This is a genomic window from Bradyrhizobium sp. dw_411 (assembly GCF_018449695.1).
In the GTDB taxonomy this organism is placed as follows: Bacteria; Pseudomonadota; Alphaproteobacteria; order Rhizobiales; family Xanthobacteraceae; genus Bradyrhizobium.
The window spans coordinates 25,961-40,727 of record NZ_JAAVUY010000027.1 but is presented as its reverse complement, the minus strand read 5'-3'; the positions used below and the strand labels follow the sequence as shown (position 1 = coordinate 40,727).

Genomic DNA, 14,767 nt, shown 5'->3' with positions numbered 1-14,767 from the left:
CCCTTTTTCACGCTCGAAATCCCATGGCAGGCCACCAAATTCCATCGGGAAGTCAGGGTTTGCGGGCATCAGGGATCGGCAATCCGGCTTGGCAAGGTTTCTTTGAGCAAGGTTTCTTTGAGCAAGGCTTGTTTGAGCAAGGCTTGTTTAAGAAGGCCGGGTCGTTCGAGGAGAGCCGGTTGTTCGAAAACACCTGCCTTTTCGGGGCGCAAAGCCCCGGGAAGCGCAGATATTTGAGGGGCAATGGGCCTGTTGGCGTCCGATTTCCGCTTTTTTGCCCGGATTTCGCCGGAAGCCGACGCATGAGCTCATCGGACCCGAATACCTCAAGACACATTCCCGTCCTCGGCCACCAGGCCGTGGCGCTGTTGGACCCGCGCGACGGCGGCATTTATGTCGACGCGACCTTCGGGGCCGGCGGCTATAGCCGGATGATCCTCGATACCCCGGGAACCCGCGTCATCGGCATCGACCGCGACCGCACCGCGATCATGGGCGGGTTCAACCTCGTCGATCAATTGGCCGGCCGGCTCACGCTGGTCGAAGACCAGTTTTCGAATCTCGCCGAGATTTGCGCCGCGCAGGGCCAGGACCTGGTCGACGGCATCGTAATGGACATCGGGGTGTCCTCGATGCAACTCGATCAGGCTGATCGCGGCTTCTCGTTTCGCCTGGGCGGTCCGCTCGACATGCGGATGGGGCAGGACGGCCCGACCGCGGCCGATGTGGTCGCGCGGGCGTCCGAGGCCGATCTCGCCAACATCATCTACATCTTCGGCGAGGAGCGTCACTCGCGCGCCGTTGCCCGCGCCATTGTCGCCGCGCGCAAGGAAGCGCCGATCACCACGACGCGGGAACTCGCCGATCTCGTCGGCAAGGTGGTGTGGTCGAAGCCCGGCGAAATTCATCCGGCGACGCGGACGTTCCAGGCGCTGCGGATTTTCGTCAACGGCGAACTCGACGAACTGCATCTGGCGCTGGCCGCAGCCGAGCGCGTGCTGAAGCCGGGCGGCCGGCTCGCGGTGGTGTCGTTCCATTCGCTGGAAGACCGCATCGTCAAGAATTTCCTCGGTGAGCGCGCCAAGGCCGGTGGCGGATCGCGCCATCTTCCTGAGGTGGCGCAGGCCGCACCGAGTTTTGCGCTGCTGACCAAGCGTCCTGTCATCGCGGACGACGACGAGATCGCCGCCAATCCGCGCGCGCGCTCGGCAAAGCTGCGCGCGGCCGAGCGAACGACCGCGCCCTCGCATGAAGCGGCCGATCTGCCGGCATGGCCTGTACTCGCCGATGTGATGAGGGGAGGCTGACCATGCGGTTCATCCACCTCCTCGTGATCGGCGCGCTGGTATTCGCCGCGGCCTATGTCTACCGGATCAAGATGGAATCCACCGACCGCACCGAGCGGGTACTGCGGTTGCATGCCGAAATCCGCGAACAGCGCGACGCGATTGCGACGCTGCGTTCGGAATGGGCCAAGCTCGATGCGCCGTTGCGGCTGCAGGGCCTCGCCGAGCGGCATCTGCCGTTAAAGCCGCTCACCGCCACGCAATATGATTCACTGAAGAACCTGCCCGAGCGGCCGCCGAATTTCGCGCGATCAGGCACACCCGATCCGATCGGCGCCATGATCGATACGATCGAAGCCAAAGCCGTAACGGGTTCGGTCCCGGCGCCGGAGGATCAGCAATGACCGGCCAAAAGCTTGTTCCCACGAAGCCGGCCACCACCAAGCCTGTGGAGCCATGGCGGCAGCGGCTGATCCGCAGTCTGTTGTATGGGCGTAACGTCGACCGTGCCGCCAAGGCGCGGGCGCGCGTCGGATTTGCGATGCTGGCTTTCGCGGGAATCTACGCGATCATCGGTGGCCGGCTGATCATGTTCACGATCAATGGCGATACGCACAGCGCGCGCCGGGCCGCGGCACAGGATGCCATCGCGACCGCGCGGCCTGATATCACCGACCGCAACGGCGAAATCCTCGCCACCGACGTCAAGGCGCCGAGCCTGTTCGGCGAGCCGCGCCGGATCATCGACAAGGATGAGGCGATCGAGCTTCTGACCGCGACGTTACCGGATCTCGACACCGGCGAAGTGCGTGACCGGCTGTCCGTCCGCAAAGGTTTCGTGTGGCTGAAGCGCGAAATCTCGCCGCAGCAGCAGCAGGAGATTCATCGCCTCGGCATTCCCGGTATCGGCTTCCTGCGCGAAAACAAGCGCGTCTATCCGACCGGCGCGGAAGTCGCGCATCTGATCGGCCTGGTCAATATCGACAACCAGGGCATCGCCGGCATGGAGAAGTGGCTCGACACCAACGGGCTTGCCGATCTGCACCGCGCCGGCTTTGCGACCGACCGGCTGCAACGGCCGGTGGAATTGTCGGTCGATCTGCGCGTCGAGCATGCGCTGCGCGACGAACTGCTGAAAGCGAAAGAAAAATTCCACGCCAAGGCGGCGTCCGGTCTCGTTTCAAACGTGAAGACCGGCGAGATCGTGGCGCTGGTGTCGGTGCCGGATTTCGATCCGAACAATCCCAAAGAAGCGCACGATCCCGATCGCATCAACCGGCTGACCACCGGCGTCTACGAGATGGGATCGACCTTCAAGGCCTTCACTTTGGCGATGGCTCTGGATACCGGCAAATACGATCTCAATTCGCTGTGGGATGCGCGTGGCCCGCTGCACTATGGGAAATTTGCGATTCACGACGACGAGCCGAAGGGCCGCTTCCTCAACATGCGCGAAGTGTTCACGTTCTCCTCGAACGTCGGCGCGGCGCGCATCGCGTTGTCGCAAGGCGTGGAGGCGCACAAGGCGTTCCTGCGCAAGATGGGCCAGCTCGAACGGCTGCGCACCGAATTGCCCGAAAGCGCGTCGCCGATCCTGCCGAAGCGCTGGAGCGAGTTGAACACGATCACGATTGCGTTCGGCCACGGCGTCGCGGTGGCGCCGCTGCAGGCGGTGATGGGCATCGATGCGCTGGTCAATGGCGGCTACCTGATCCCGCCGACCTTCCTCAAGCGCACCGAGCAGGAAGCGATGCAGGTCGCCAAGCGGGTGATCAAGCCGGAGACTTCCGAGAAGATGCGGTTCCTGATGCGGCTCAATGCCGAGATCGGCACCGCGCGAAAGGCCGACGTCAAAGGCTATTACATCGGCGGCAAGACCGGCACCGCCGAAAAGGTCATCAACGGACGCTATGCCAAGAAGCGCGTGCTGACGGCGTTCACCGCGATCCTGCCGGCCGACCATCCGCAATACCAGCTATTGATCATGCTGGACGAACCGCAGTCGCTCAAGGAAACCTACGGATTCATCACATCGGGCTGGAACGCGGTGCCGACCGGCGGGGCGGTGATTGCCCGTATTGCGCCGATTCTGGGCATTGAGCCGCGCTTCGATCTGCCGCCGTCCGACCGCCTTATTCTTGCGGCATCCAGGGGAACCCAGTAAGGCGTACCCCTGACGCTGGAGCATGATCCGGAAAAGCGGGAACCGGCTTTCCGAAAAGATCATGCTCTGACAAGACGACGACGAGCAGGATTCAACCCGGTTGAATGATGCTCTGGCCGGACTGGAAGACAATGAGACTCCGCGACCTGTTCAGCGATGACGCCACGATCGAGCCGCAGGCCGAAGCGGTCGAGGTTCGTGGCTTGGCCATGGACAGCCGCACCGTAAAGCCGGACGATCTGTTCTTTGCGCTGGCCGGCAGCAAGACCGATGGCACCCGTTTTATCGATGCGGCGATCGCGTCGGGGGCTGCTGCCATCGCGGGCGATCATCCGCCGCCGGGCGAACGCCGCGTGCCGTTTGTCGTGACATCGAATCCGCGGCGCGCGCTGGCGCTGGCCGCGGCGAAATTTTATCCGCAGCAGCCGGCGACCATCGCGGCCGTCACCGGCACCAGCGGCAAGACCTCGGTTGCGGCTTTCGCGCGCCAGATCTGGCAGCGCCTCGGCCTTGTCTCCGCCAGCATCGGCACCATCGGGCTGGTTTCACCGAAGCGTACGGTCTACGGCTCGCTGACGACGCCGGATCCGATCGCGCTGCATCGCCAGCTCGACGAAATCACCCGCGACGGCGTCACGCATCTCGCGTTCGAGGCGTCCTCACATGGACTCGATCAGTATCGGCTTGATGGCGTGCGTATCGCCGCCGGAGGCTTCACCAATCTCAGCCGCGACCACATGGATTACCATCCTGATGTTGCGCATTATCTCGCCGCCAAGCTGCGGCTGTTCCGCGATCTCGTGATGCCGGACGGCGCGGCGGTGATTTCGGCCGATCATGATTGCTCGCAGGCCGTGATCGATGCGGCGCGCTCGAAGCATTTGCGGATCATCACGGTCGGCGCCAAGGGTGACGGCGCCGGTGAGGGCATCTCGATTGCGGCTGCCGGCATTGATGGCTTTGCGCAGCGGTTGGAGCTCGTGCATTGCGGGCGGCGCCATGCGATCCGGCTGCCGCTGGTCGGGGAATTCCAGATCGAGAATGCACTGGTCGCGGCGGGGCTTGCGATCGGTACCGGCAGCGAACCGGATCAGGTATTCGCGTCGCTCGAACATCTCGAAGGCGCCAAGGGCCGCCTCGAGCAAGTCGGCGAACACAACGGCGCGCCGATCTTTGTCGATTATGCGCACAAGCCCGACGCGCTGGCCAAGGCGCTGCAGGCATTGCGGCCCTACGCCCAGCGTAAACTCGTCGTGGTGTTCGGCGCCGGCGGCGACCGCGATGCCGGCAAGCGGCCTCTGATGGGCGAGATCGCGTCCGACAATGCCGACAGCGTCATCATCACCGACGACAATCCGCGCAGTGAGAATCCGGCAACCATCCGGTCTGCGATTCTCGCCGCGGCAAAAGGCGCGCGCGAAATCGCTGACCGCGCCGAGGCGATCCGCACCGCGATCACAGGGCTTCAAGCGGGAGACGCGCTGTTGATCGCCGGCAAGGGCCACGAGACCGGGCAGATCATCGGCGACAAGGTGTTGCCATTCAGCGATCACGATGCGGTTGCGTCCGCGCTAGCGCCGAGGGTTGCATGAGCGTGACACCGTTGTGGACCCCTGACGCGATGATGGCGGCGATGCGCGCCAAGGCTAATGGCGTATTGCCGGAAGCCATCACGGGCCTCTCGATCGACAGCCGCACCATTGCGCCGGGCGAGGCTTATTTCGCGATCAAGGGCGATGTCCATGACGGGCATGCCTTCGTCGCGGCGGCCTTGAAGGCGGGCGCGGCGCTGGCGGTGGTCGAAGCGGCGCAGCGCGACAAGTTCGCAGTCGATGCGCCGTTGTTGATTGTCGATGACGTGCTCGCCGGTCTGGTCGATCTGGCCCATGCCGCGCGGGCGCGGCTGGGTGGGCAGGTGATCGCGGTCACGGGCTCGGTCGGCAAGACCTCCACCAAAGAGGCGTTGCGGCACGTGCTCCGCGCGCAGGGCGAGACCCATGCCTCGGCGGCATCGTTCAACAATCACTGGGGCGTGCCACTGTCGCTGGCGCGTTGCCCGGCATCGGTGCGTTTTGCGGTGTTCGAGATCGGCATGAATCACGCCGGTGAAATCGATGCGCTGGTCAGGATGGTGCGGCCGCATGTGGCGATCATCACCACGGTCGAGCCGGTGCATCTGGAATTCTTCGCCGGCATCGAGGCGATTGCCGACGCCAAGGCGGAAATCTTCGAGGGCGTCGAGAGTGGCGGTGCTGTCGTGCTCAACCGCGACAATTCGCAATTCGCCAGACTGCAGCGCCGTGCCAAGAAACTTGGTGTTTCGCGCATCGTCTCATTCGGCGCCGACAAGAAATCCGACGCGCGGCTGCTCGACGTGTCGTTGCATGCCGCCTGTTCGGCGGTTCATGCCAATATTCTCGGGCTTGAGGTGACCTACAAGCTCGGCATGCCCGGCCGTCACATGGCGATGAATTCGCTGGCGGTGCTCGCGGCGGCGTCGCTCGCGGGTGCCGATCTGGCGCTGGCCGCGCTGGCGCTGTCACAGCTTGAACCCGCCGCCGGCCGCGGGGTGCGGCGCACGCTGGAGGTCGCCAGCGGCGAGGCCACTTTGATCGATGAAAGCTATAATGCCAATCCGGCATCGATGGCCGCGGCGCTCAACGTGCTCGGCCAGGCCGTGATCGGTCCGCAGGGTCGGCGTATCGCGGTGCTCGGCGATATGCTTGAACTAGGCCCCACCAGCGCAGAATTGCATCGCAGTTTGAACGAGGCCATCAAGGCCAACCATATTGATCTCGTATATTGTTGTGGTCCGCTGATGCGTAACTTGTGGGATGCGCTTTCCACGGGTAAACGGGGCGGATATGCCGACAGCGCGGCGAGTCTCGAAGCGCAGGCCGTCGGGGCGATTCGCGCCGGCGATGCGATCATGATCAAGGGCTCGCTCGGCTCGAAGATGAAAACGATTGTGCAGGCGCTCGAAAAGCGCTTTCCCGGCAAGGCCGCGCTCGACGAAGCCGCGGTATAGGCGGTTTGAATGTTTTACTGGCTGATTGAGCTTTCCAACACGGTTCCCGGCCTGAGTGCGCTGCACCCGTTTTTGAACGTGTTCCGCTACATCACCTTTCGCACCGGCGGGGCCGTGGTGACCGGCGCGTTGTTCGTGTTCTTGTTCGGGCCCTGGATCATCGATCATTTGCGGCTGCGCCAGGGCAAGGGACAGCCGATTCGCACCGACGGCCCGCAGTCGCATCTTTCCAAAAAGGGCACGCCGACCATGGGCGGGCTGATGATTCTGTCGGGGCTTGTGGTCTCGACGGTGCTGTGGGCCAACCCGCTCAATCCCTATGTCTGGATCGTGCTGGCGGTGACGCTGGGCTTTGGTTTTGTCGGTTTCTATGACGACTATCTGAAAGTCACCAAGCAGACTCACAGCGGATTCGCCGGCCGCATCCGGCTATTGCTTGAGGCCATCATCGCGATCGCGGCGTGTTACGCGCTGATCCGGCTTGGACGTGAGACCTCGGCGACCGTGCTGGCGATTCCGTTCTTCAAGGAAGTCGTATTGAACCTCGGCTGGTTCTTTGTGCTGTTCGGGGCTTTCATCATCGTCGGCGCCGGCAATGCGGTGAACCTGACGGATGGCCTCGACGGCCTCGCGATCGTCCCTGTGATGATCGCCGCCGCAAGCTTCGGGATGATCGCCTATCTCGCCGGCAATGCGGTATTCTCGGACTATCTGCAGATCAATTATGTCCCCGGCACCGGCGAGCTCGCAGTGCTGTGTGGCGCGGTGCTGGGCGCGGGTCTGGGATTCCTGTGGTTCAACGCGCCCCCCGCGTCGATCTTCATGGGCGATACGGGTTCGCTGGCGCTGGGCGGCATGCTCGGCTCGATCGCGGTGGCGGTCAAACACGAGATCGTGCTGGCCGTGATCGGCGGGCTGTTTGTGCTGGAAGCGGTCTCGGTGATCGTGCAGGTGGCGTCGTTCAAACTCACCGGCAAGCGCATCTTCAAGATGGCGCCGATCCACCATCATTTCGAGCAATTGGGCTGGACCGAACCGCAAATCGTGATCCGGTTCTGGATCATCTCGGTGATGCTGGCGCTGGCCGGCCTCTCCACGCTGAAACTGCGGTGATGACGTTGAATATCACCCACCGTCATTCCGGAGGCCGCGAAGCGGCAATCCGGAATCTCGAGATTCTCCGATGTGCAATTGCACATCGTAGTTCGTGCTTCGCACGCCCCGGAATGACAGGCTAAATCATGATCCCCGTCACTTCCTTCGCGGGCAAGACGGTCGCGGTGTTCGGCCTCGGCGGGTCGGGGCTTGCGAGCTGTCACGCCCTGAAGGCGGGCGGCGCTGAAGTGATCGCCAGCGACGACGGCGCGGACAGAATGGCCGAAGCCGCAAAAGCCGGTTTTGTCACTGCTGATCTGCGAACCGTCTCGTGGCAGAATTTCGCGGCACTGGTGCTCACTCCCGGTGCGCCGCTGACGCATCCGGCTCCGCACTGGACGGTGCTGGCGGCGAGGGAAGCCGGCGTCGAAGTGATCGGCGATATCGAATTGTTTTGCCGCGAACGCCGCCGCCACGCGCCCGATGCGCCGTTCGTCGCGATCACCGGCACCAACGGCAAATCGACCACCACAGCCCTGATCGCGCATCTGATGCGGGTCGCCGGTTACGACACCCAGATGGGCGGCAATATCGGCACCGCGATCCTGTCGCTGGAGCCGCCGCGCATGGGCCGCGTCCATGTGATCGAGATGTCGTCCTATCAGATCGACCTGACGCCGTCGCTCGATCCCAGCGTCGGCATCCTGATCAATGTCAGCGAAGACCATATCGATCGCCACGGCACGCTGGAGAATTACGCCGCCGTGAAGGAGCGCCTAGTCGCGCGGGTACAGAAGCAAGGTACTGCCATCGTCGGTGTCGATGATATCTGGTGCCGCAACACCGCCGACCGGATCGAACAGGCCGGCCAGCGCGTGGTGCGCATCTCCGTGAAAAATCCGCTGCCCGACGGCATCTATGTCGAGCGCGAAACCATCTGGCGCGCGTCCGGTGGCGCGCGCGACGAAGTCGCTGAGATCGGCGGCATCGGTTCGCTACGTGGCTTGCACAATGCACAGAACGCAGCCTGCGCATCGGCCTGCGCGCTAGCGCTCGGCGTCTCCGGCGCTACGCTGCAGAACGGACTGCGCAGCTTTCCTGGTCTTGCGCACCGCATGGAGCAGGTCGGCCGCCGCGGCAATGTGCTGTTCGTCAACGATTCCAAAGGCACCAATGCCGATGCATCGGCGCATGCGCTGTCGTCCTTTGGCGATATTTTCTGGATCGCGGGCGGCAAGCCGAAGCTCGGTGGTATCACCAGCCTCACCGAATACTTCCCGCGCATCCGTAAAGCGTATCTGATTGGCGAGGCCGCGCAGGAATTCGCCGGCACGTTAGGGGCCCGCGTGCCGCACGAGATTTCCGAAACCCTCGATGTTGCGATCGCCAGCGCGGCGCGCGACGCCGAGGCTTCAGGGTTGAGCGATCCCGTGGTCTTGTTGTCGCCGGCCTGTGCGTCGTTCGACCAGTACCGCAATTTCGAAATCCGCGGCGCCAAGTTCCGCGAATTGGTGTTGCAACTCGGCGGCGTTATTCCCGTTACTTAGCGCTGCGCTCGCGATGTCCCCGGCTTGAACAGATCGAGGTCGATGCTCTCGCCCATCGCCAGATAGCCGGTGCGATTGGGATGCAGTTTATCGCCGGGGCCGCCGGTGGTGCTTTCGGGCACGAATTCCGGCTTGAGGCCGCCCGATTGCGGATCGAGCGCCGCCTTGTCGAAATCGGCCACGCCGTCGAATGTGCCGGATGAGCGGATGAAGTCGTTGAGTGCCTTGCGCTTGCTGTCCTGCTCGGGGAAACCGTGGGCGGCGCTCGAACTGCCGAGCGCCGAAGTTACCGTGGCGCCGATGATGCGGATGTGGGGCCATTTCGCGCGCAACCGGGCGACGCCGTCCTTCATCGCGGATATCACCGGTTCGACCGGCGCATTGCCGTTCTTGCTGAAGTCGTTGATGCCTTCCAGCCAGATCAGGCTAGTGATGCCTGAGAGCGCCAGCACGTCGCGGTCGAGCCGTTGCACGGAGGACGGGCCGCCGGCAAACGGCTTGGCGGGACCATAATCTGATGGTCCGGCGATCTGGTTGCCGCCGATACCGCCGTTCACCACCGCGACCTTGTTGCGATAGATTGCCTTGAGGCGGCGCGATAGCACGTCCGGCCAGCGGTCGTCGCCGTTCATGGTCGAGGCGGTACCGTCGGTGATGGAATCGCCGAATGCCATGATGGCGAAAGCCTCAGTCGGCGCCATCATCTCGACCGCATCGAGGAAAAACCACGACGCGGTCGCGTAAGGGAATGCCTTCTCGTCCTCCTGGGCGCCCACGGCGCCAGCGCCGGGCGCGGTGACGTAGGAAGTCGTGAGCGCCTTGGCGTGCCAGGTCATCGGCCCGCTGTCGCCGGCGATGTGAAAGCTGACCGCAAGCCGGCGGCCGGCGAGGTCATCCGGCTGTTTCACGAATGGCAACGCCACCGGATCGCTCCAGGCCGAGCCGCCGGGCGGAACAATGACGGAAGACTTCCCGCCAAATGTCACCGTGCGATTGGAGCCGGGCACCAGCGCCGCGCTGCCCCATTGCAATCCGGCATACACGCCGTCGAACGTTACCGGCTTGGTGCCGAACGCATTGCTTAATCTGATGCGGGTCTGACGCCCCCACAGATCGGGCCGCACCATCAAGCGAAAGGTCTGATCCCGTGCGCCGGCCGATGGATCGGGAAAGGCGAATTTCTGGTCGGGCTGTGCGGATGGATTGCCGATGGGGTAGGGGCCTTGCACCGAGCCCGTCCATGACACCACCCAGTTTTCGTTAGTGGCGGCCAATGCAGCCAGGGGCGAAGTGACGAACAGCGATGCGATGATGACGCGAACAAGCGAGCGCATGGTTTCCCCGTTTTTTTGATCTTGGCGCGATCCTAAAGCCTAATTCTTCGCTTCGCCAATCGACTTTCTGTCCGCACGTGCACAAAGCGGGATGAGGGTACAAGACGTCGCAATCTCAAAACATTTCCAATCCGTTAACCCCTTGGAAACCATCCTAGGCGACCAATGGGCAAACCCTTTTGTCTTTGGGAATGCCCATGCTCTCCCGTGAACAGCGAAATCCCCTCAGCGAATGGTGGTGGACCGTCGATCGCCTGCAACTGGCGGCGATCCTTGCGCTGATATTGGGCGGCATCATCCTGTCGCTGGCGGCGAGCCCGCCGGTCGCGACCCGGATCGGGCTCGATCCGTTTCACTTCTTCAACCGCCATGTGATGTTCCTGTTGCCATCCTTCATGGTGTTGATCGGGGTGTCGTTCCTGTCGCCGCGGCAAATCCGGCGCACCGCGCTGCTCGTGTTCGCAATCAGCATCATTCTTATTGTTGCGACGCTGCTGATTGGTCCCGAGGTCAAGGGCTCGCGGCGCTGGATCACGTTGATCGGCGTCAACATCCAGGCTTCGGAATCGGCAAAACCCTCCTTCGTGGTGATCGCGGCGTGGCTGTTTGCGGAATCGACCAAGCGGCCGGAAATGCCGGCGACCTCGATGGCGCTTGTATTGCTGATGATGCTGGTCTGTCTGCTCGTGATGGAACCTGATTTCGGCCAGACCATGCTGATCCTGATGGTATGGGGCTCGCTGTTCTTCATCGCGGGCATGCGGATGATCTGGGTGCTCGGGCTCGCGGGCGCCGCGAGCGCGGGACTTTTCGCCGCTTATTTTCTGGTGCCGCACGTCGCCGGCCGCATCAAGCGCTTCATGAATCCGGCCTCGGGCGATACGTTTCAGGTCGATACCGCGATGGAAGCGTTTTCCAATGGCGGCTGGTTCGGCCTTGGGCCCGGCGAAGGCATCGCCAAGCGCAGCCTGCCGGACAGCCATACCGACTTCGTGTTCGCGGTCGCGGCCGAAGAATTCGGAATCATCCTGTGCCTGGTGCTGCTGGCGCTGTTTGCCTTCGTGGTGATCCGCGCGCTGTCGCGAGCCTATGCCAGCGAGGATATGTTCGCGCGCTTCGCGGCTTCGGGTCTGGCCATTTTGTTCGGCGTGCAGGCCGCGATCAACATGTCGGTCAATCTGCAATTGATCCCGGCCAAGGGCATGACGCTGCCGTTCATCTCCTATGGCGGCTCGTCGATGATCTCGCTGGCCTATGGTGTTGGCATGATGCTGGCCTTGACGCGGCACCGGCCCCGTACCGAAATGGAATCGATCGGCGATGCCAATGCCGTTCGCAGCTACGCGTGATCTGCACTATTTTTTGTCATTGCGGGCACAGCGAAGCAATCCATACTTACTTTGCCGATTCATGGATTGCTTCGCTTCGCTCGCAATGACGGCCTACTCGCAAAGTTTGTCTCAATGACCACTTCGCCTCTCATTCTGCTGGCCGCGGGCGGCACCGGCGGGCATCTGTTTCCCGCCGAGGCGCTCGGCGTCGAACTGATGCGGCGCGGCCTGCGCGTGCGCCTTGCGACGGACGCGCGTGCGCTGCGGTACAGCGGTTTATTCTCCAAGGACATGATCGATGTAGTGCCGAGCGCGACGGTGCGCGGCCGCACGCCGTGGTCGCTGGCCTATACCGGCATCACGCTTGCGGTGGGCACTGGCGTCGCGCTCAATCTGATGCGCCGCTTGAAGCCCGCGGCCGTGGTCGGCTTTGGCGGCTATCCGACATTGCCGCCGCTGCTGGCTGCAAAGCTGTTCGGGATTCCCGGCCTCATTCACGACGCCAACGCCGTGCTCGGCCGCGCCAACCGGTTTCTGGCGGGCCGTGTCAGCGCGATCGCGACCTCGTTGCCCGGCGTGCTCGATCGCGATCCGGAGCTGGCAGCCAAAGCCACCACCGTGGGCACGCCGATGCGTCCCGCGATTTTGGCGGCGGCTGTGGTGAAATTTGTCTCGCCCGAGGCGAACGGGCCGCTTCGGCTGTTGGTGATCGGCGGCAGCCAGGGCGCGCGCGTGATGGCCGATATCGTACCGCCGGCGATCGAGATGCTTGATCCTTCCATATGGGGTCGGTTGATCCTGACCCAGCAGGTCCGCGAAGAGGACATGGCGCGGGTGCGTGCGGTCTATGACCGGCTCAAGATCAATGCCGAACTGGCGCCGTTCTTCAGCGACCTGCCGGCGCGGCTGGCGTCGAGCCAGTTGGTGGTGTCGCGCTCCGGCGCCGGCACCGTGGCCGAACTCGGCGCCATCGGCCGCCCTTCGATTCTGGTGCCGCTGCCGGGCGCGATCGATCAGGATCAGTTCGCCAATGCCGGCGTGCTGGCGCAGGCCAACGGCGCGCTGCGGATTCCGCAAGTAGAATTCACGCCGGAACGGCTGGCCGCGGAACTCTCCGCACTCGCCGCCGATCCGGCGCGGCTGACCGCGATGGCGGCCGGCGCCCGTACCGTCGGCCGGCTGGATGCGGCGGAGCGGATGGCCGATCTGGTGATGAAAGTGGCCAAAATCTAGGCGTTTAGTCCAGTCATTCCGGACAGACCGCGTAGCGGGTTGATCCGTAATCTCGAGATTCCCCGATGTGCAAGGGCACATCTGAGGTTCGCCGCTGCGCGTCGCCCCGGAATGACGGAAAAAGCCCTTGTCACGTCGTGCCGAAGCAAGGCATCCAGTACCCGAATTGACAGGAACCGCACCATGAGACTGCCGCGCGAGATCGGGCCTATTCATTTCGTCGGGATCGGCGGCATCGGCATGAGCGGTATCGCCGAGGTCCTGAGCAATCTCGGCTATACTGTGCAGGGCTCGGATGCGTCCGAGAGCGCCAACGTCAATCGCCTGCGTGAAAAAGGCATCACCATCCATGTCGGCCATAAGGCCGAGAATGTCGCCGGCGCCGATGTGCTTGTGGTGTCGACCGCGATCAAGCGCGACAATCCCGAATTGATGGCGGCGCGCGCGCAGCGCATTCCCGTGGTGCGCCGTGCCGAAATGCTGGCTGAATTGATGCGGCTGAAAAGCTGCGTCGCGATTGCCGGCACCCATGGCAAGACCACCACGACCTCGATGGTCGCGGCCTTGCTCGACGCCGGCGATCTCGATCCGACCGTGATCAATGGCGGCATCATCAATGCCTATGGCACCAATGCGCGGCTCGGAGCCGGCGAGTGGATGGTGGTGGAAGCCGACGAGAGCGACGGCACGTTCCTGAAGCTGCCGGCGGATGTCGCGATCGTCACCAATGTGGACCCTGAGCATCTCGATCACTTCAAGACCTTCGAGGCCGTGCAGGACGCGTTTCGCAACTTCGTCGAGAACGTGCCGTTCTACGGCTTTGCCGTGATGTGCATCGATCATCCCGTGGTGCAAACCTTAGTGGGCAAGATCGAGGATCGCCGCATCATCACCTACGGCGAAAATCCGCAGGCCGATGCGCGGCTGGTCGATCTCACGCCCACGGGTGGCGGCTCGAAATTCAAGGTCGTGTTTCGTAATCGCAAGACCGATGCTACCCATGAAATTCCCGATGTGATGTTGCCGATGCCCGGCCGCCACAACGCGCTCAACGCCACGTCGGCGATCGCGGTGGCGCATGAACTCGGGTTGTCCGATGACACCATCCGCAAGGCCATCGCGGGCTTCGGCGGGGTCAAGCGGCGCTTCACCAAGACAGGGGAATGGAACGGCGTCACCATCATTGACGACTATGGCCATCATCCCGTCGAGATCGCCGCGGTGCTGAAAGCGGCGCGCGAATCCACCAATGGCAAGATCATCGCCGTGGTGCAGCCGCATCGCTTCACGCGCTTGCAATCGCTGTTCGAGGAATTCTGCACCTGTTTCAACGACGCCGACACGGTGGTCGTCGCTGAAGTCTATCCGGCCGGCGAGGCGCCGATTGAGGGCATCGACCGCGATCATTTCGTGCTTGGCCTGCGCGCGCACGGCCATCGCGAGGTGATCGCGCTGCAGGATTCTTCGGAGCTTGCGCGTGTGATCGGCGGCCTCGCGACCAGCGGCGATTTCGTCGTCTGTTTAGGCGCGGGCAATATCACGCAATGGGCCTACGCATTGCCGGGCGAATTGAAGGCGCTGGGATGAGTGTGCAATCCGCACAGTGTTTGAGTTCGTCATGGCCGGGCTTGGTCTCTCCGTTCCCTCCCCCCTTGCGGGGGAGGGTTAGGGTGGGGGGTGAGCCGCAGACACCGAATTCGCGGCTACCCCCCTCTCCAACTCTCCCCCGCAAGGGAGGAGAGGGCAGAC

General features: G+C 63.3%; 11 protein-coding genes. 10 read left to right on the top strand and 1 reads right to left on the bottom strand.

Annotated elements, in window-relative coordinates:
- Window positions 1-302 precede the first annotated feature (302 nt).
- The 7 genes from rsmH (at window position 303) to murD (ending at window position 9,120) form a co-directional block, all read left to right on the top strand.
- The gene (gene rsmH / locus HB676_RS31380; RefSeq protein WP_213742376.1) at window positions 303-1,307 is read left to right on the top strand and encodes a 16S rRNA (cytosine(1402)-N(4))-methyltransferase RsmH; all 1,005 of its coding nucleotides are present in this window, start codon (window positions 303-305) and stop codon (window positions 1,305-1,307) included.
- Window positions 1,308-1,309: 2 nt separating this feature from the next.
- The gene (locus HB676_RS31375; RefSeq protein WP_213742375.1) at window positions 1,310-1,690 is read left to right on the top strand and encodes a hypothetical protein; all 381 of its coding nucleotides are present in this window, start codon (window positions 1,310-1,312) and stop codon (window positions 1,688-1,690) included.
- Window positions 1,687-3,450 carry a penicillin-binding protein 2 gene (locus HB676_RS31370; protein WP_213742374.1) on the top strand — a complete coding sequence of 588 codons (1,764 nt, stop codon included), beginning with the start codon at window positions 1,687-1,689 and terminating at the stop codon, window positions 3,448-3,450. Before HB676_RS31375 ends, HB676_RS31370 begins: the two co-directional genes overlap by 4 nt.
- 131 nt (window positions 3,451-3,581) lie before the next feature.
- Window positions 3,582-5,042, top strand: a complete 1,461-nt coding sequence (locus HB676_RS31365; RefSeq protein WP_213742373.1) for a UDP-N-acetylmuramoyl-L-alanyl-D-glutamate--2,6-diaminopimelate ligase — start codon at window positions 3,582-3,584, stop codon at window positions 5,040-5,042.
- Entirely contained in the window at window positions 5,039-6,478 is a 1,440-nt protein-coding gene (locus tag HB676_RS31360; RefSeq protein WP_213742372.1) for a UDP-N-acetylmuramoylalanyl-D-glutamyl-2,6-diaminopimelate--D-alanyl-D-alanine ligase, read from the top strand. The genes HB676_RS31365 and HB676_RS31360 overlap by 4 nt, the downstream gene beginning before the upstream one ends.
- Window positions 6,479-6,487: 9 nt before the next feature.
- Window positions 6,488-7,591 (top strand): phospho-N-acetylmuramoyl-pentapeptide-transferase, encoded by a 1,104-nt coding sequence (gene mraY / locus HB676_RS31355; RefSeq protein WP_213742371.1) that lies wholly within the window; start codon window positions 6,488-6,490, stop codon window positions 7,589-7,591.
- A gap of 128 nt (window positions 7,592-7,719) precedes the next feature.
- Window positions 7,720-9,120 (top strand): UDP-N-acetylmuramoyl-L-alanine--D-glutamate ligase, encoded by a 1,401-nt coding sequence (gene murD, locus HB676_RS31350; protein ID WP_213742370.1) that lies wholly within the window; start codon window positions 7,720-7,722, stop codon window positions 9,118-9,120.
- Here the strand turns inward: murD and HB676_RS31345 are convergent.
- A complete protein-coding gene (locus tag HB676_RS31345) occupies window positions 9,117-10,454 on the bottom strand; it encodes a GDSL-type esterase/lipase family protein (RefSeq protein WP_213742369.1) in 1,338 nt (445 codons plus the stop codon). The two genes, murD and HB676_RS31345, sit on opposite strands and share 4 nt — an antisense overlap.
- 197 nt (window positions 10,455-10,651) lie before the next feature.
- Between HB676_RS31345 and ftsW the strand changes: the two genes are divergently transcribed.
- From ftsW to murC, 3 genes are all read left to right on the top strand, one after another.
- Entirely contained in the window at window positions 10,652-11,803 is a 1,152-nt protein-coding gene (gene ftsW / locus HB676_RS31340) for a putative lipid II flippase FtsW (protein WP_213742368.1), read from the top strand.
- A 114-nt stretch (window positions 11,804-11,917) separates the two neighbouring features.
- Window positions 11,918-13,018, top strand: coding sequence for a UDP-N-acetylglucosamine--N-acetylmuramyl-(pentapeptide) pyrophosphoryl-undecaprenol N-acetylglucosamine transferase (locus HB676_RS31335; RefSeq protein ID WP_213742367.1), 1,101 nt, complete (start codon window positions 11,918-11,920; stop codon window positions 13,016-13,018).
- Between the two features lie 183 nt (window positions 13,019-13,201).
- Window positions 13,202-14,605: a UDP-N-acetylmuramate--L-alanine ligase gene (murC, locus tag HB676_RS31330; RefSeq protein ID WP_213742366.1), complete on the top strand. Its 1,404-nt coding sequence runs from the start codon at window positions 13,202-13,204 to the stop codon at window positions 14,603-14,605.
- Window positions 14,606-14,767 lie beyond the last annotated feature (162 nt).